Origin of the sequence: Micromonospora sp. CB01531, from assembly GCF_001905095.1 — a bacterium.
Taxonomy (GTDB): Bacteria; Actinomycetota; Actinomycetes; order Mycobacteriales; family Micromonosporaceae; genus Micromonospora.
The window spans coordinates 1-17,374 of the sequence record NZ_LWLS01000108.1; the positions used below are offsets into that span (position 1 = coordinate 1).

Genomic DNA, 17,374 nt, shown 5'->3' on the forward strand with positions numbered 1-17,374 from the left:
GCTATTACGGATTTCCCAACGGAGTCCTTTAGGCGGAAGAGGATGTCAAAACGGCCTGACGTACCGCTGCCGCCGCCAGGCGTCCGCCACGATCGCGGGCTGGGAACCGCCGAACACCCCGGCGCTGTGGCTCCAGGTCTGACCGGACGGGTGCGGCCACGCCCGGCGTGCGCCGCACCCGACGCCCGGTCGCCGCAACGGAGAAACGGCATCCGTCGCCTGGTGTCCGCCGTCGTGCTGCTGGTCCTGCTGTCCACCGCCGGATGCGCACCCGACCCGGCGCGGCCCGCCCCGGCACCGAGCGCGGCCGCCGACACCCCGACCAGCGGCATCGACGTGTTGTTCCTGACCATGATGGTGGCGCACACCGAGCAGACCCTGGAGATCGTCCGGGTCGGGCTCGACCGCGCGGTTGACACCCGGATCCGTACGCTCATCGCCGCCATCGACGTCACCGAGACCGACGAACTGGCCGGCATGCGCGGCTGGTTGCGCGACGCCGGCCCTTCGGCGATGGCCGTCGCCGCCCGGCACGACCACTCCGGACACAGCGACGCCGTCGCCGGCCTCGCCCGGCTGCGCGCCGCCGCGCCCGGCGACGTGGACCGGGTGCTCCTGGACGTGCTCAGCGCGCACCAGCGGACGGCGGCCGGCCTGGCCCGGGCGCAGGTGCGTGCCGGCAGCAGCGAGCGGGTCCGGGAGCTGGCCCGGCGCATCGAACGGTCGCGCACCGCCGAGGTCGAGCTGATGGCGAAGCTTCCGGCCGCGCCGCCCGGGCGATGACGCTACGGACCGGCGGACCGCCCCTCCGGAAGAGCTGACGGCCGGCCGTCCCTACTCGCCTGCTCGCGTTCCCGCCGCTGTTCCATGGCGGCGTCTGCCGGTGGCGGGGTGGTGCCTTGGCGCGACTCCGCCAGTGACAGCTATTCACCTGGCTGCGACGCCGGCGGTAGAACGTTTCACATGTCATCACTATTACCGCCCTCTATGCCTGGCCGGGTCCGGCGGCGGCTGATCGCCGCCGTGACGGCGGCCGGCCTGATCACTGGCGGAATCGCTGCGGTCCAGGCGCCGGCGACCGCGGCGAACCCCGCCACCGCCCCCAAGGCTCCGATCAAGTCCACGCACACCGTTACCCTGATCACCGGCGATGTGGTCACGGTGACCACCTCCGTCGGCGGCGCGGAGACGGTCGATGTCGACCGGCCCGACAACGCCACCGGCGGCGTGCACCTGCAGGAGAGCGGCGAAGACCTGTTCGTCCTGCCCGACGAGGTACTGCCGCTGCTGGCCGCCGACAAGCTGGACCGACGGCTGTTCAACGTCACCGATCTCATCGAGATGGGCTACGACGACGGGACGACCGCGAGCGTGCCGCTGATCAGCACGTACGCGCCGGCCAGGGCGCGTACGGCCAAGCCGGTCCCGCCGCAGGGCGCGACGCTGCTCCGCGACCTGCGGCGGGTCGGTGCCGCCGCGCTGGCGGTGGACAAGCGGCACACCCGCTCCTTCTGGAGCACCCTTGCCCCGGCCGGCCCCGGGTCCAGCCCGGCGCTCGCCAATGGCGTTGAGAAGCTCTGGTTGGACGGCCGGGTCACCGCCAGCCTCAAGGAGAGCGTGCCGCAGATCGGCGCTCCGGAGGCGTGGGCTGCCGGGTACGACGGCCGCGGGGTGAAGGTCGCCGTACTGGACACCGGCGTGGACGCCAGTCATCCCGACCTCGTCAACCAGATCGACGACAAGGTCAGCTTCGTACCGGACGAGGACACGGCCGACGTCAACGGTCACGGCACCCACGTCGCCTCGACGATCGTGGGCACCGGTGCGGCGTCCGGCGGCTCGTACAAGGGTGTCGCGCCCGGCGCGGACCTCATCGTGGGCAAGGTGCTCAACAACGCCGGATCTGGCCTGGACTCCTGGGTGCTCGCCGGCATGCAGTGGGCGGCCGAATCCGGGGCGGACGTGGTCAGCATGAGCCTGAGCGACCCGACGCTGTCCGACGGGGCCGACCCGATGGCGGTGGCGGTCGACACGCTGTCCGCGCAGTACGGCACGCTGTTCGTCATCGCTTCCGGTAACGCCGGGCCGCAGAGCATCGGCACGCCCAGCTCGGCCGCCAGCGCCCTGACGGTCGGTGCCGTCGACAAGCAGGACCGGTTGGCGTACTTCTCCAGCACCGGTCCGCTGGTGCGCAGCGGTGCCCTCAAGCCGGACATCACCGCCCCCGGCGTCGACATCACTGCCGCCCGCTCGCAGCAGATGACCACGGGCTCCGGCCTGTACCGGAGCATCAGCGGCACCTCGATGGCCACCCCGCACGTCTCGGGCGCCGCGGCGATCCTGGCCCAGCGTCACCCCGACTGGTCCGGCGCGCAGCTCAAGGACGCGCTGATGAGCAGCGCGAAGGGGCTGGCCGCCGGGTACTCGGCGTACGAGGTGGGCACCGGCCGGCTCGACGTCGCCGCCGCCGTGCGGGCGACTGTCCGGGCCAGCGGCTCGGTCTTCTTCGGCAATTTCGACTGGCCGCACGAGCCCACCGACGCCCCGGTGACCAAGCAGGCGACGTTCACCAACTCGGGCAGCACCGCCGTGACGCTGAACCTGGCGATCGCCGGTTCGGGCCCGTTCGCACTGGGCGCCTCCTCGGTGACGGTGCCCGCGGGTGGGAGCGCGAGGGTGCCGCTCACCGGTGACCCGACCAAGCCCGGCACCGGCCAGTTCACCGCCTACCTCGTCGGCACCGACGCCGCCACGGGCACCGCGGTCACCCGTACCTCCTTGGGCCTGCTCAAGGAGGACGAGCGCTACGACCTGAAGGTCAAGCTGATCGGCCGGGACGGCAAGCCCGCCGCCTCGAACGTCGTGATCAAGAAGGCCGGCGAGTTCTACCCGTGGGTGCTCACCGTCGACGGTGAGATGACGCTGCGGATGCCGCCGGGCACCTACACGGTCGAGTCGACGCTGGACGTTCCGGGTGAGCGAGCCGACTCGCTCGGCCTCGCCCTGCTGGTGGACCCGGAGACCGCGCTCGACGGCTCCGGAGCCGAGGTGGTGCTGGACGCGAGCAAGGCGCGCCTGCTGGACACCGTCGCGCCGCAGCGGAGCCAGGACCGGCAGCGCAAGCTCGACTACACCGTCAAGTACGCCAACGGCGACAGCTTCCGTGACGGGTTCATCGTGCCGATCAAGTACGACGACCTCTACGTCACGCCGACCGACAAGGTCACCCAGGGGTCGTTCACGATGGTCACCCGGTGGCGCAAGGGCGAGCCGATGCTGAGCGTGGACGTCCCTGGTATGCCGCCGGTGGACGTCACGGTCCAGCCGGGCAGCACGCTCACCGCCGGCAACGTGACCCTGCCCGCGGTCTACGCGGGCACCGGTGCGGCCGCCGACTACGCCACGCTCGACGCGAAGGGCAAGGCCGTGGTGGTGACCCGCAGCGACACGGTCAGCGCCAAGGACCGTACCGCCGCCGCCGTGGCCGCCGGGGCGAAGCTGCTGCTGGTCGTCAACGACGGCCTCGGCGTGCTCAACGAGTCGGTCGGCACGTCGCCGATCCCGGTCGCCACCGTGCACCGCGACGCCGGAGCGCAACTGATCGGTCTGGCCAAGACCGGCGCGTTGCGGCTGATCACCAACCAGGTGCCCTATGCGAGCTTCGTCTACGACCTGGCCCGCGACTACTCGGGGCAGGTGCCGGACAAGGCGCTCAGCTACCACCCGACGCGGCAGGACCTCGCCCGGATCGACGCGCACTACTACAACATCACGAAGGGAATGGAGGGCGGCGGCTACCGCTACGACGTGACCCTCACCCCGTCCCTCGGCTTCGCGGAGCGGGAGTGGCACCCGAGCACCCGCACGGAGTGGGTCACCCCGGACCAGGTCTGGCACGAGTCGCACGTGCAGGGCAGCTGGACGGACACGGCCAACCGCAACACGTACGCCAAGGGCAGCACCACCCGCCAGGACTGGTTCGCGCCGGCGATCCGGCCGGCGTTCAACCGGGCGTTCGCGGTGCAGAACAGCCGCTACCGCGACAACATGACCATCAACGTCCAGGCGTGGAGCCCGTCCGGGGACGGGCTGGAGCACGGCGGAAACCTGCAGTATGGATCGGTGCCGGCCAACATGAAGCTCTACCAGGGCGACCGGCTGCTGTACGAGAACAAGTACTCGTCCGACCTGCAGTGGAAGTCGGTGCCGGCCGGCACGCTGCCCTACCGCCTTGTGCTGGACGCATCCCGCCCGGCCGAGCAGTGGCGGCTGTCGACCCGCACCCACACCGAGTGGGACTTCGTCTCCAGCTCCAACCAGTCGGACAGGTTCGAGCCGTTCGCGTTGCTGCAGATGGAGTACCGCCTCGACACCGACCTGCACGGTGACGTGAAGGCGGGCACCACCGAGGGGATCCGCCTCAAGCCGATCCCCCAGGCGGGCGGCGGACCCAGCACCGGCAACGTCACCTCGGTGACCCTGGAGGTGTCGTACGACGACGGTGCCAACTGGCAGCAGGTGACCCTGGGCAAGGACACCGGCGACTGGTGGAACGGTGAGCTCAAGCTGGCGAAGCAGCCGGGCGGCTTCCTGTCGGTGCGGGCCACCGGCACGACCGACGCCGGCTTCAGCATCAAGCAGGAGATCATCCGGGCGTACGGCCTCCGGTGAGACCGTTCGAGGGGCCCTGGGGCGGCGACGTCCCAGGGCTCGTCCCGTCTTTCCCCTTCTCACCTGGGTCTGGGCAAGATCCAACACTGTGGCGCATACTCTCCCCGCAGCGACAGGTGGAGGGGAGGCAGCCGCCGATGCTGGGCGCGTTGGGTCTGAGCACCGACGAGGAGTCCGTCTACCGCCAGCTGGTCGGGCGCGCAGCCGTCAGCTCAGCCGACCTCACGGATGCCACCCACCTCCCCGAACCGACGGTCCGAGCGGCGTTGTCGCAACTGATGGCGGACGGGCTGGTGAAACGCACGCCCGACGGCGAATTTTCGGCCGCGCCGCCTGCGGTCGCGCTCGGCGCGCTGATCAGCGAACGGCGGGATGGCCTGCACGCCGCTGAGTTGGCACTCGTCACCCTCGCCGAGGAACACCGCGTCGCGATGGCAGGTCGGAGCATCAGCGAATTGATCGAGGTGGTCACCGGGGTCGACGGGATCCGACACCGGTTCGCCCAGGTGCAGCACGCCGCCCGGGCTCTGGTACGAAACCTCGTTACCGCCCCGTTCGTCGCCGTGCCCCCCGGCACCAACGCGCTGGAAACAGTGATGATGGACCGCGGGGTGGAGTATCGGGTCGTGCTGGAACGAGCGGCGCTCGCCGAACCTGGCATGATCGCCGAGACCGTCGCATCGCTGCGTAAAGGCGTCCAGGTACGGGTGGCCGAGTCGCTACCGATCAAACTCGTTCTGGCCGACGCCGACCTGGGTCTGGTGCCGCTGACGGCCGAATCGGGCGGTGAACCCGGTGCCGTGCTCCTGCACCGCAGCGGCCTGCTGTCCGCCATGGACGCGCTGTTCGAAATCGTGTGGCGCCACGCCCATCCACTCAACGTGTCCGCATTCGATGAGCTCACCACCGAGGACGCCCAGGGCGCCGACTCGGCGGCGCCGACCGGGTTGGACCGCAGGATCCTGGCTCTGCTGCTGGCCGGACTCACGGATCAGGCGGTCGCCAGCCAGCTCGACCTGTCCCTGCGAACGCTGCAACGCCGCCTCCGTTACCTGATGGATCTCGCCGGCGTCCAGAGCCGGATGCAGCTCGGCTGGTACGCCGCCCGCCACAACTGGGCGTGACCGGTCCGGGCGCCCGGTCGGCGTCCACTGCGGAGCGCTGCCTCGTAAGCCCCGTTTCGGCAACGGATCTCGCGGTTTCCGCCGCACGCGGATCTCCACTTTGGCGTCACCGGGTGAACCGCGACAGGCGTAGGAGGTGCTGGCCGAATGTTTCGCCACTCGTCGGATGATCGGCTGGTAAAGGGCACCGTAGCGTCGATGCGATTCACCTCGCACGGGTCTGGTTACTGAACGTGACCGCCGGGCGAGTGCCGCGGATGGTCGTGGCGGGCCGCCGGGTGGCGGTGGTGGATCGGTGCTCCGTGCTGTCTTTTTCAACCCCCGAAAGGAGCTACGGTGCCTCTGCATTGGCGTCCGTCCCGTGGTCGTCGCAACGCCGCGTTGTTGCTGTCCACGACCTTGGTCGCGGCTACGACGTCGTTGACCGCGGGACCGGCTTGGGCTGAGCCCGATGGGCCTGGTCCGAAGAATCCGATTTTCCTGACCGGCCCGAATGAGGGCGCGGCGAAGGACATCGCCATGTCCTATCTGCGGGCTCATCCCGGTGACTTCGGTGTCGCCGCCGGTGACCTGTCCGATCTCGTGGTGGCGTCGAGTTCCACCAGCCGCCACAACGGGGTCACCCAGGTGAACCTGGCGCAGCGGTACAAGGACCTCGACGTGTTCGGGGCCGTGACGACGGTGAGCATCGCCCGGGACGGCAGTGTCATCTTCGTCGGTGGCGCTGGCACTCTGGTGTCCGGCCTGTCGGACAAGGCCTCCGGGGCCGCTTCCCTGGACGCGGTCGAGGCCGTGCAGGCTGCCGCCGACGGCCTCGATCTGGCGGATCCGGCCAACCCGAAGGTGATGAGCAGCAGCGGCGGTGCGGCGCAGCGGACGGTGGTGTCCGGCAGCGGCATCTCCGACCAGCCCATCCCGGCCAAGCTGGGGTGGCAGCCGACCGACGACGGGCTGCGCCTGGCCTGGCAGCTGGTCATCGACGACTCCTCCGACGCCCACCTGTGGAACGCCAGCGTCGACGCGCACAGCGGCGAGCTGCTCAACGCCGACGACTGGACCGACCACGACAGCCCGAAGGACCTGGCCGCGACGCTCGGCCGTCGCGAGGCCCCCGCCACGACGGTTGCCACCACCAGCACCCCCGCCACCAAGGTCCGCCCCCCGAGCCCGGTCGATGACGGGTCCAGCTACCGCGTCTTCGAGTTCCCGAAGGGTGACCCGAACGACGGCCCGCAGACCGTGGTGACCAACCCGGCGGACGGGGACGCCTCCCCGTACGGCTGGCACGACACCAACGGTGCCCCGGGCGCCGAGTACACCATCACCCGGGGCAACAACGCGCACGCCTACACGGACCGGGACGCCAACAACCAGATCGACCCCGGCAGCTCCGCCGAGGGCGGCGCCGGTCTCACCTTCAACTTCCCGGCCGACCTGAACGAGCACCCGCAGACCTACACCCAGGCCGCCGTGGTGAACCAGTTCTACTGGTGCAACATGGTCCACGACCTGACCTACCGGTACGGCTTCGACGAGGCGTCCGGCAACTTCCAGGTCAACAACTACGGCCGGGGCGGCACCGGCGGCGACGACGTGCAGTGCGAGGCGCACGACGGCTCCGGCCAGAACAACGCCAACTTCTCCACGCCGGCGCTGGACGGCGGTCGCCCCCGGATGCAGATGTTCCTCTGGCCGGGCAACCAGTTCGGCCTGCCCAACGCCGTGACGATCGACGCGGGGTCCGCCGCCGGCACCTACGAGGCGGAGTACGCGCGGTTCACGCCCGCGCCCACCAGCGCCGGCTTCGCCGGCGAGGTGGTGCTGGTCAACGACGGCGTCGGGGCGACCGGCGACGGCTGCACCGCCTACACCCTGCCCCAGGGTGCGATCGCCGTGGTCGACCGGACCAGCGGCTGCAACTTCTACACCCAGGTGGCCAACGCCGAGACGGCCGGCGCCGCCGCCGTGGTGGTGGTCAACAACGTGGCGGGCGCCCCGGCGGCGATGAGCGGATCCATGAGCCCGGCGGTCGGCATTCCCGCGGTCATGGTGAGCCAGGCCGACGGAAACCGCATCAAGGGCGGCCTGCCGGCCGCGGGTCGGGTGCACCGCAACCTGGCCCGGCCGGCGATGCGGGACGCCTCGTTCCGCTCGGAGACGATCTTCCACGAGTACGGCCACGGTGTTTCCAACCGGCTGACCGGTGGCGCGACGGTCAACTGCCTCACCGGCGACGAGCAGATGGGCGAGGGCTGGAGCGACTTCCTCGCGATCACCGCGCTGCTCAACCCCGCGATCGACGACCCGGAGAACGCCCGCGGCTACGGGCAGTACGCGCTGTTCCAGGACAGCCGGGTGGGTGACGGCATCCGGCCGCGGCCGTACTCGCGGAACATGGAGATCCAGCCGTTCACCTACGACAGCATCAAGACCGGTGGCTGGCTGGACGGCACCTCGCTGGCGGCTCCGCACGGCATCGGCCACGGCTGGGCTTCGATCCTGTGGGACATGACCTGGAACCTGGTCGACCGCCACGGCTTCAACCCGAACGTCTACGAGGCGTGGAACACCGGCGGTAACAACCTGGCGCTGCAGCTGGTCATTGACGGGCTGAAGATGCAGGGTTGCGGCCCGGGCTTCGTGACCGGCCGCAACGCGATCATCGCCGCCGACGCCGCGCTCACCGGCGGGGAGAACGCCTGCATCCTCTGGGGCTCCTTCGCCCGCCGTGGCCTCGGCTACAGCGCGGTGCAGGGCACCACCGGTCGCAACGACAACACCGAGGCGTTCGACACCCACCCGTCCTGCCGGGGCGACTTCGTCGGCCGCTCGGCGCAGCCGGCGCTGAACACCGTCGTCGCCGGTGACGCCGTACCGATGAAGTTCAAGCTCGCCGCCGACCGCGGTCTGAACATCCTCGCCAGCGGCTCGCCGTACTCGCGGCTGGTCGACTGCGACACCCTCAAGACCGTCGGCCCCGACGGCGCCACCACCCCGCGGCCGACCCCGGTCGCGGCCCGCAACCCGGGCGGATCGAGCATGTCGGTCAACGCCAACGGCCAGTACAACTACCCGTGGAAAACCGACCCGTCCTGGGCCGGCACCTGCCGCGAGTTCGTCCTGACCCTCGACAACGGATTCCAGCACCGGGCCTACTTCAAGTTCACCAGCTGAGCCCTCGCTGCCGGTGGGAGCGTCCCGACGAGGAACGCTCCCTCCGGCGGCGCGGCAAGCGATGAGGGCCAGCTCCGCATGGAGCTGGCCCTCATCGTCGCCGAGTCCAGCCCGGGTTGTCCGGACGGTCAGCCGACGGACTTGTTGTAGCTGTCGATGGCGCCCTGCACGCTGGCTGCGGCGTCCTTCATGGCCTGCTCCGCCGGCTTGCTACCGACGATCGCCGCCTCCAGCCCGTCCTCGGACGCCTTGCGCGCCTGCGGCATCACACCGAGCAGGCATCCGGCCGACGCGACCGACGGGGGCAGCGCGTGCAGTTGGTCGACGGCGGTGCGGAACTGCGGGAACTTCGCCATCCAGTCCTTGTCGATCTGCTCCTCCAGGGCCTTGGCGTTGATCGGCACGTAGCCGGTGCCGGTGTGCCACTTGGCCTGCGCTGCCGGGCTGGACGCGAACTTCACGAACTCCCAGGCAGCCCGCTTCTCCTGCGCACTGTGCCCGACACCGCCGATCCACAGCGAGGCCCCGCCGATGATCGGGCCACCCGCCGACGAGCTGCCCACCTTCGGGTAGGGAGCGGTGAGCACGGTGAACTTTCCCTTCGCCGCGTCGACGTAACCACGCAGCACGCTGGTCGACTCCAGATGCATGGCGACCGTACCCGCCTTGAACGCGGCCTGCGCGTCGTCGGTTTTGCGCCCGGTGTTGGTCGCGTAGCCGCCCTTCACCAGGTCCGTCCACCACTGCGCGACGCCTACCGCGGTCTCCTGGTCGAACTGGACCTTCGAGGCCAGACCCGTACGCCCGTTGCCGTGGTCGCAGTACTCCTTGCCGTCGGTGGCGAGCAACTGCTCCAGCAGCCACCCGTAGATCGCGGCGCCGAAGCCGTACTGGACGGTCTTGCCGCTGGCGTCCTTGACGGTCAGCTTCTTCGCCAGTTCCCCGATCTCGGTGAGGTTGCGCGGCGGCTTCGTCGGGTCGAGGCCGGCCCGCTCGAACGCCTCCTTGTTCAGGTACAGCAGTGGCGTGGAGGAGTTGAACGGCATCGACCACAGCTTGCCGTCGATGGAGTAGTAGCTGGCGATGTTCGGCTCGATGTCGGCGGCGTTGAAAGCGTCCTTCTCGACGAACTTGTGGACCGGCACGACCTGCTTCGAGTCGACCATGAAGCGGGTGCCGATGTCGTAGATCTGCACCAGCGCTGGGGTGCTCTTCTGCTGGACCGACGCCTTGTACTTGGCGATCGTCTCGTCGTAGCTGCCCTGGAAGACCGCTTTGACCTCGACCTTGCCCCCGCTCTGGGCGTTGAAGTCGGCGACCAGTTGGTCGACCGCCTGGGCGTTCGGTCCCTTCATCGAGTGCCAGAACTCGATGGTGGTCTTGCCCGTGGCCTTCTCGAGCACCTCGGCGCCGGGTGCGTCGAGCGCGTCGCCGCCGGCATCGGATCCCGAGCCGCCGCACCCGCCCATCGCCGCGACGGCCACCAGGGCGACGAATGCCGCCATGGTTCGGCGGAGCCGAAGTCTTGTCATGCTTCTCCTTCTGTCGGTTCAACGCAGGGCGCCGGCGGTGAGCCCGCGGACGATGTAGCGCTGACCCAGGATCACGACGGCCAGCGTGGGGAGCAGCGAGAGCGCCACGCCGGCGAGGACCAGACCTGGTTGTGCGGCCTCCGCGTCGTTGAGCTGCGAGATGCCGATCTGGAGCGTCTGGAACTCGGTGTCCCGGATCAGGATCAGCGGCCAGAAGTACTGGTTCCAGGCCGAGAGGAAGACGTACACGCCGACCGCCGCGATGGACGGCTTGGACAGCGGCACGAGGACCCGCCACAACAGCCGCCAGTGGCCGCAGCCGTCGATCACCGCGGCGTCCCGCAACTCGGCCGGGAACTGCAGGAAGGCCTGCCGTAGCAGGAAGGTGCCGAACGCCGAGGCGAGGAAGGGCAGCACCAGGCCGAGGTAGGTCAGGCTGCCGCGGGCCAGCCCCCAACCGGAGACGGTCAGGTAGTTGGGGATGATGATCGACTCCCACGGCACCATGAGGGTGGCGAGGAACAGCCCGAAGGTGGCGGCCCTGGCCGGCAGGCGGAGGAACGCGAACGCATACGCGGCGACGATGCTGGTGACGACCTGGGCCAGGGTGATGACCCCGGCCTGGACCGCGGAGTTGAGATAGAACCGGCCCAGCGGCACCGACCGGAACACGTCGGCGACGTTCTGCCAGTGCAGTTCGGTCGGCACCAGCGCGGGCGGGTAGGTCGCCAGGTCGCCCGGGCCCATCACGGCACCGACGAAGCCGTAGTAGACGGGGAACAGGACCGGGATCGCGGCCACGCCGAGCACGACATAGACGCCGACCTGGCCGAGGGAGGGTTTCCTCATCGGTAGTGGACCCGCCGTTCGAGGATGCCGAACTGCACGGCCGTGCAGGCGAGCATGATGACCAGGAGCACGACGGCCTGCGCGCTGGCCGCGCCGAAGTCCGCCGAGCCGAAGGCGAACGCCTTCTCGTAGATCGAGTAGACCAGCGTGGTGGTGGCCTGGTCAGGTCCGCCCTTGGTCAGGATGTGGATCTGCCCGAAGCTCTGCAGGGCGTGGATCGTGGAGACCACGACGAGGAAGAACAGTTGCGGGGAGAGCAGCGGCACGGTGATCCGCGACGCCAGCCGCCAGCCGGTCGCGCCGTCCAGCCGGGCGGCCTCGACGACCTCGGGCGGGATGGCCGCCACACCGGCGGAGAGGACGAGGATGTTGTAGCCGAAGTTCATCCACACCGTCGCCGCGCAGACGGCGGGCAGCGCGATCGAGGGATCGGTCAGCCAGTTGACCCGGTCGATCCCGAACGCGCCGAGCAGGCCGTTGGCCACCCCGATCGCCGGGTTGTAGATGACCGCGAAGATGACCGAGGCGGTTGCCACCGAGAACGCGAAGGGCAACGCGAACGCGGTCCGCAGCACCCGTACGCCCCGGATGCGTGCCTCCAGCAGCAGCACCACGACCAGCGCGCCGGCCACGGCCGGCAGCACCGAGAAGAGCGTGAACAACGCGGTGGTGGCCAGAACCCGACCGAAATCCGCGGACAGCATCTCCCGGTAGTGGTCCGCACCGACGTACGCCGACGGGGCGCCGAAGATGTCATTGCCGTGTACCGACAGGTACAGGGTTCGCCCGAGCGGCCAGAACACGAACAGGGCGAACACCACCACCGACGGCAGCAGCAGCAACCACCCGAGACCGGCTTCGCGGAGGCGAAGGCGCTGTCCACGCGGGCCGCCGGAGCGAGTGGTCTCCCCGGTCGGGGCACGGTCGGCAGGTGGTGCGTTGACGGTGCGAGGGGGAGGCACGGCAGCACAGTATCAACGACATCGATAAGAAGAAATCCTTACACCCCGCATTCGGGGCCGGAAATTATCTCCAGCGCTGGAAGTCTGACCGTCCGAAATGACAACTGCGGGCACGGTCAGCCACCACCACCCGCCGGCCTGGCTGGCTGGTGGGTGGGGTGGTGCCGAGGCCCGTGCTATCGACTGTGGCCACCAGGGCGGCGGAGTCTACGGCTTGCGAGCCACTCCCGCCCAGTAGTAGGCGGCGTGCGGATCGCTGGGCGCGCCGTTGTCGGGCTGCCAGGCCATCACCGGCGTGATTCCCGGTTCGATCAGTTCCCACCCGTCGAAGAAGCGCGCGACCTCGTCCCGGCTCCGGGGCACCAGAGTCATCCCGCCGTGACTGGCGGAGGCGACGGCTGTCGCCATCGCTTCCGGGTCGAAGTCCCCGGTGGGGTGGGTGATGGCCACATAGCTGCCCGACGGCAGGGCGTCCATCAGCACCCGGACCTTGCCAAACGGGTCGTCGGCGTCCTTGAGCAGCATCAGGATCGCGATCAAGGTCAGGGCGACCGGCTGGTCGAGGTCGAGCGTGCCGGTCAGCGCCGGGTCCTGCAGGATCTTCTCCGGCTCCCGCAGGTCGGCGTGGATGTATTCACTACGCCCCTCGTCGGTGCTGATCATCAGGGCACGCGCGTGCACCAGCACGATCGGGTCGTTGTCGACGTAGACCACCCGGGTCTCCGGGGCGATCTGCTGGGCGACCTCGTGCAGGTTCGGCCGGGTCGGGATGCCGGTGCCGATGTCGAGGAACTGCCGTACCCTCGCCTGCCCGACGAGGTAGCGCGCCACCCGGTGCACGAAGCTCCGGTTCTCGGCGGCCATCGCCCGAATCGTGGGGATCGCGGCGACCAGTGCCTCCGCCACCGCCCGGTCAGCGGCGAAGTTGTCCTTGCCGCCGAGCCAGTAGTCGTAGATCCTCGCCGAGTGCGGCACGGTGGCGTCGATGCCGGCGGACGCCGGCTGGTGCTGATCTGTCACTGCCTCGTCACCCTGCCGCACGAGCAACCTCCCACTGAGGACGATTCGCGAATTCGGCACAGCCTAGCGCGGCGCGGTCGGGCGAGTGGTCTCCAGGAGCTTGCTGTTGCGCTGTCCAATGTCGGGAGCTGTCCGGGGCCGGGCACCTTCGGTGGCCTGGACGGCAACGGGCCTCGTCAGTGTGGCGCTGGTTCTCGTGATCCGCCGCGGGTGGTGGTGCCGGCACATGCGCGACGCATAATGGGTTGGGCGGCCGCCCGGCCAGCGCATGGCATGAACCCGGCGGGGGTGACGGCGGCCGACGAGGACGAGCGGAGACGGCGGTGCGGTGACTCAGGCGATCCCGAAGGTGACCCGGAACACCCGTCAACGCGGCGAGGTACTGCAGCTGTTGCGTGAGGTGGAGGGCTTCCACACCGCGCAGCAGCTGCACCAGATGCTCGTCGCCCGCAAGGCCCGGGTGGGCCTGACCACCGTCTACCGGACGCTGCAGCTGCTGGTCGACGCCGGTGAGATCGACTCGACCCGGCTGCCGGGCGGGGAGCAGCTGTTTCGCCGGTGCAGCCAGGGCCGGCATCACCATCACCTGGTCTGCCGGGAGTGCGGTCGCACGGTCGAGGTGGCCGGTCCGGCGGTGGAGCGTTGGGCCGACCAGGTCGCGACCCAGCACGGCTTCACCGACGTCGGTCACACCCTGGAGATCTTCGGCACCTGCGCCCAGTGCGCGAAGTGATCAGGGCAGTCGACGCGCTCGCACGGTAAGCATCCGGTCGAGCAGGGCGTCGAGGGTGATGCCGCGGGTGAGCTTCTCGCGCCAGGCGGGATACCCTACCTGCGGTGCCTCGAACCGCGTGACCGGAGGAGTCGATGCTGGGATGAGGGCAGGGCGACCGATGCCCACACAGGACGACGTGCTCGGGTACTTCAACACGCTGTCGAACTGGGGACGGTGGGGCGACGACGACCAGTTGGGGACCCTGAACCACATCACCGACGACGTTCGGCTGGCGGCGGCGCGGGCCGTGCGCCACGGCAGGAGCGTGTCGTGCGCATGGGAGGTTGCCGTACCGGAAGACATGGAGCGGTCGACGACGACGTGCCCGTGCGCCGCCGACATGCCAGGTGCCGAGAACATGCCGGTGCCCGCCTTTCACGCCGACCGGCGCTGGGGCTTTTCGTCCGAGCGGCTCGGCATCACCTTCCACGGCAACACCCTCACCCACATCGACTCGCCGTGCCACATCTTCTGGGACGGCACGATGTACAACGGTCGTTCGCACTCGTTGGTCGACGCCGCAACGGGATCGGCGTGGGCGGCCGTCACGGCGGCGGCGAACGGGATCATCACGCGTGGTGTCCTGCTGGACATCGCGAGGGTCCGCGACGTGCCGTGGTTGGAACCCGGGCAGGGTGTGTTTCCCGAGGATCTCGAGGAGGCCGAGCGCCGCCAGGGTGTGCGGGTGCGATCCGGCGATGCGGTACTCCTGCGGACCGGCTATGGCCGCGTCCGGCACGAGGCCGGTGCGGCCAGCGGTTTCACGCAGGCCGGCTGGCACGCGTCCTGCCTGCCGTGGCTGCATGAACGCGAGGTCGCGCTGATCGGTGCTGACACCCCCCAGGACGTTCAGCCGTCGGGGTACGAAGACGTGTTGATGCCGGTTCACGCCGTGAGCCTCGTCGCGATGGGTCTGTGGCTGCTCGACAACTGCGACCTGGAGGCGTGCGCGACGACGGCTGCCGAGCTCGGCCAGTGGGACTTCCACCTCGCCGTCGCGCCGGTCCGCTTCGCCGGTACGTCCGGCAGCCCGGTCAACCCGATCGCCACATTCTGACCGCGGTTCACGAGGGGCGAGATGCCGCGAAGGACGCGGCCCGCACCTGGTGGGAGGGGCGACCCGGGTCAAAGTCGGAACGAGATCAGGTCATCGATGCCGACGGTGTGGCCCGCTGGACCACCAGCAGTGACAGACCGCCGGACCCGCCGCTGTGGTGGGAACTGCGGTGTACCAACGCGGCAGGCCACCGCGCCGCGTGCTGACCGCACGCAGCGCGAGGCGCTGTCCGGCGGCGGGCGGCGCGTCGTGATCAGTGTCGCCGGCCGGGTCGACGTGACGGGCGGGCGCCCGCCGACCGGCGTTGCCCGTGGCTGCCACCAGCGCTGGTTGCGCGGTAGGTCGCCGGCCGCCGGGCGAACGACCGACTGCCCGGCCGGCCGTGAGCACCGGCTGAATCCGCTCGGCCGGGTCGGCTGCCGACGAAGCTGATCCACCTCGGCGCCGCAGGCGGAGGAACGCCGCGGCCGCGACAAGGACGGGCACCGTTCCTGCCAGCGCGCCGACGAGCGCGGGCAGGCCGGGTTGGACGCCGCCGGGCAGGACCAGCAGGACGAGGGCCACCGAGCCGGCCGTGACCACCCGACGGATCGCGGTGCCGTTCGCGGCTGCCGCGAGTGGCACGATCGCCCAGAGCAGGTACCACGGATGCACCACCGGGCCAGCAATGACGACCACCGCGAGTGACAGGCCGAGGGCGGTGACCGGTCCGGTCCGCGCGCTGCGCCGCCACAGGGCCACGCACAACCCCGCGGCACCGACGAGACCCACCAGCCAGACAGCGTGCCTCGTCTGCTCCACACCGACGCCGATCAGGTGGTGCAGCACCGTGCCCACCGCCCAGCCCAGGTCGGTGGTGATCGACATCCAGGTACGCGCGTGGGTGGGCGTACCCAGGGCCTGCACCCAGCCGAAGCTCATCCCGGCCAGCGCCGTGACCAACACCGCGGTGACGCCGGCGACCGCGCCGACCCACAGCGCAACCCGCAGTCGTGGCCAGCGGCCACCGATCTGCCGCGCCCAGATGGGCACCACGAAGGCGATCGCCAGCGCCGCGGGCGCCTTGACGAGCGTGGCGAGCGTGAGCAGCACGACCCCGACCACCGGTCGGTGCCGTAGCGTCATGACCAGGCCGACACACATCAGGCCCAGCATCACCGCCTCGTTGTGGGCATCGCCGATCAGATGGAGCAGCACGAGCGGGTTGAGCACGCCCAGCCACATCGCCGCCGCCGGGCGCACCCCGCAGAAGCGGGCCAGTCGGGGCACCGACCACACCATCAGGCCCACCCCCAACAGGGCCAGCAGACGCATCCCGAGGATGCCCGCCCAGACGCCACCCCCGGTCACCTCGGTCACCCCGCCGGCGAGGTTGAGGAAGATCGGACCGTACGGCGCCGGCGTGTGCTGCCAGATGTCGGGCACGTTCACCGTGAGGGGGCCACCCAGGGCGGCTGGTCCGACCTGATACGCGTCCAGCCCGGCCCTGGTCATCGCACCCTGGGCGAGATAGCTGTGGACGTCGCCGCTGAAGATCGGGATGGTGAGGGCGAAGGGCGCTCCCCACCATGCCGCGGTCGTCGCCAGGCTGCGGCAGGAGGTGTCACCGGAACGAACCTGCCGGCCCACCTGCCACCAGGCGAGCAACAGCATCGTGAGGCCGACGTAGACCACGGCGACCGACAGAGCCGTCGACGCGCGTACCTGATGGACGATCGGCAGGTCGATCGCCACCTCGCCGACGGGCCGTACGCCCGCCAGCAGACCGCCCACCACGGTCACCAGCGAACCCGCCGTCCCGAGCACGCGGTGCGCGGCCAAGCGGTACCTGGGGGGCCGTGCGGACACCTTGTCATCGCACTCTGTCGTGGCGCTAAGCAACATCATCAGCAATCAGCAACCATTCGCCTGGGCAGTGATCGCCGTCGAAGGCGATCCGCGACTGCCGTCCGCCGCACCTGGCAGCCCTCGCCGCGGTCGCTCGCCGCCGAGCGGAAATGGCTGCACCTCCGACTGAATCTAACGTTTCCCGCCGCCTTGCGGTCCGGATAACGAAGGGTGTGGCTGCTGATGAGGAAGTAGGCGGCGATGACTGACGGGGCGAGGCGTGGGGGAAACGCGGCAATGGCGAAGCGGAAGTGCGGCTTCGTCCTGCTCCGGCCCATCAGGACGGGGCTGACCGGAAGATCAGCCTGTGCCGTTCCGTGGGT

12 protein-coding genes are annotated in these 17,374 nt (G+C 70.0%); 7 read left to right on the forward strand and 5 right to left on the reverse strand.

Features of this window, described 5'->3' with window-relative positions; translation table 11 throughout:
- The first annotated feature begins 55 nt into the window (after positions 1–55).
- The 5 genes from A6A27_RS47805 (at position 56) to A6A27_RS33295 (ending at position 8,969) form a co-directional block, all read left to right on the forward strand.
- Complete coding sequence (locus A6A27_RS47805) at positions 56–142, forward strand: hypothetical protein (protein WP_443190024.1); 87 nt, start codon at positions 56–58, stop codon at positions 140–142.
- Between the two features lie 80 nt (positions 143–222).
- On the forward strand, positions 223–783 hold the full coding sequence (locus tag A6A27_RS33280; protein ID WP_241825575.1) for a DUF305 domain-containing protein: 561 nt from the start codon (positions 223–225) through the stop codon (positions 781–783).
- A 180-nt stretch (positions 784–963) separates the two neighbouring features.
- The gene (locus A6A27_RS33285; protein ID WP_073838630.1) at positions 964–4,671 is read left to right on the forward strand and encodes a S8 family peptidase; all 3,708 of its coding nucleotides are present in this window, start codon (positions 964–966) and stop codon (positions 4,669–4,671) included.
- A 137-nt stretch (positions 4,672–4,808) separates the two neighbouring features.
- On the forward strand, positions 4,809–5,795 hold the full coding sequence (locus A6A27_RS33290) for a TrmB family transcriptional regulator (protein WP_073838631.1): 987 nt from the start codon (positions 4,809–4,811) through the stop codon (positions 5,793–5,795).
- Between the two features lie 519 nt (positions 5,796–6,314).
- A complete protein-coding gene (locus tag A6A27_RS33295) occupies positions 6,315–8,969 on the forward strand; it encodes a M36 family metallopeptidase (RefSeq protein ID WP_241825576.1) in 2,655 nt (884 codons plus the stop codon).
- 128 nt (positions 8,970–9,097) lie between these two features.
- Here A6A27_RS33295 and A6A27_RS33300 read toward each other — a convergent pair whose 3' ends face one another.
- The 4 genes from A6A27_RS33300 to A6A27_RS33315 all read right to left on the reverse strand — a co-directional run bounded on the left by A6A27_RS33300 (position 9,098) and on the right by A6A27_RS33315 (position 13,332).
- Positions 9,098–10,501 (reverse strand): ABC transporter substrate-binding protein, encoded by a 1,404-nt coding sequence (locus tag A6A27_RS33300; protein WP_083673080.1) that lies wholly within the window; start codon positions 10,499–10,501, stop codon positions 9,098–9,100.
- Between the two features lie 18 nt (positions 10,502–10,519).
- Positions 10,520–11,350, reverse strand: coding sequence for a carbohydrate ABC transporter permease (locus A6A27_RS33305; protein ID WP_073838633.1), 831 nt, complete (start codon positions 11,348–11,350; stop codon positions 10,520–10,522).
- On the reverse strand, positions 11,347–12,312 hold the full coding sequence (locus A6A27_RS33310; RefSeq protein WP_073838634.1) for a carbohydrate ABC transporter permease: 966 nt from the start codon (positions 12,310–12,312) through the stop codon (positions 11,347–11,349). Before A6A27_RS33310 ends, A6A27_RS33305 begins: the two co-directional genes overlap by 4 nt.
- A gap of 207 nt (positions 12,313–12,519) precedes the next feature.
- Positions 12,520–13,332 (reverse strand): SAM-dependent methyltransferase, encoded by an 813-nt coding sequence (locus tag A6A27_RS33315; RefSeq protein ID WP_274534614.1) that lies wholly within the window; start codon positions 13,330–13,332, stop codon positions 12,520–12,522.
- Between the two features lie 328 nt (positions 13,333–13,660).
- On the opposite strand from A6A27_RS33315, the gene A6A27_RS33320 reads away from it, so the two are divergent.
- A complete protein-coding gene (locus tag A6A27_RS33320) occupies positions 13,661–14,065 on the forward strand; it encodes a Fur family transcriptional regulator (RefSeq protein WP_073838636.1) in 405 nt (134 codons plus the stop codon).
- A 160-nt stretch (positions 14,066–14,225) separates the two neighbouring features.
- Positions 14,226–15,164 (forward strand): cyclase family protein, encoded by a 939-nt coding sequence (locus A6A27_RS33325; protein ID WP_073838637.1) that lies wholly within the window; start codon positions 14,226–14,228, stop codon positions 15,162–15,164.
- A gap of 90 nt (positions 15,165–15,254) precedes the next feature.
- Here the strand turns inward: A6A27_RS33325 and mptB are convergent, their stop codons facing one another.
- Positions 15,255–16,985, reverse strand: coding sequence for a polyprenol phosphomannose-dependent alpha 1,6 mannosyltransferase MptB (gene mptB, locus A6A27_RS33330; RefSeq protein WP_073838638.1), 1,731 nt, complete (start codon positions 16,983–16,985; stop codon positions 15,255–15,257).
- Positions 16,986–17,374: the final 389 nt, after the last annotated feature.

Coding starts and splice junctions, on each gene's coding strand:
- A6A27_RS33285 (WP_073838630.1), top strand. CDS start 964: ATGTCATCACTATTACCGCCCTCTATGCCTGGCCGGGTCCGGCGGCGG.
- A6A27_RS33290 (WP_073838631.1), top strand. CDS start 4,809: ATGCTGGGCGCGTTGGGTCTGAGCACCGACGAGGAGTCCGTCTACCGC.
- A6A27_RS33295 (WP_241825576.1), top strand. CDS start 6,315: ATGTCCTATCTGCGGGCTCATCCCGGTGACTTCGGTGTCGCCGCCGGT.
- A6A27_RS33300 (WP_083673080.1), bottom strand. CDS start 10,501: ATGACAAGACTTCGGCTCCGCCGAACCATGGCGGCATTCGTCGCCCTG.
- A6A27_RS33305 (WP_073838633.1), bottom strand. CDS start 11,350: ATGAGGAAACCCTCCCTCGGCCAGGTCGGCGTCTATGTCGTGCTCGGC.
- A6A27_RS33325 (WP_073838637.1), top strand. CDS start 14,226: ATGCCCACACAGGACGACGTGCTCGGGTACTTCAACACGCTGTCGAAC.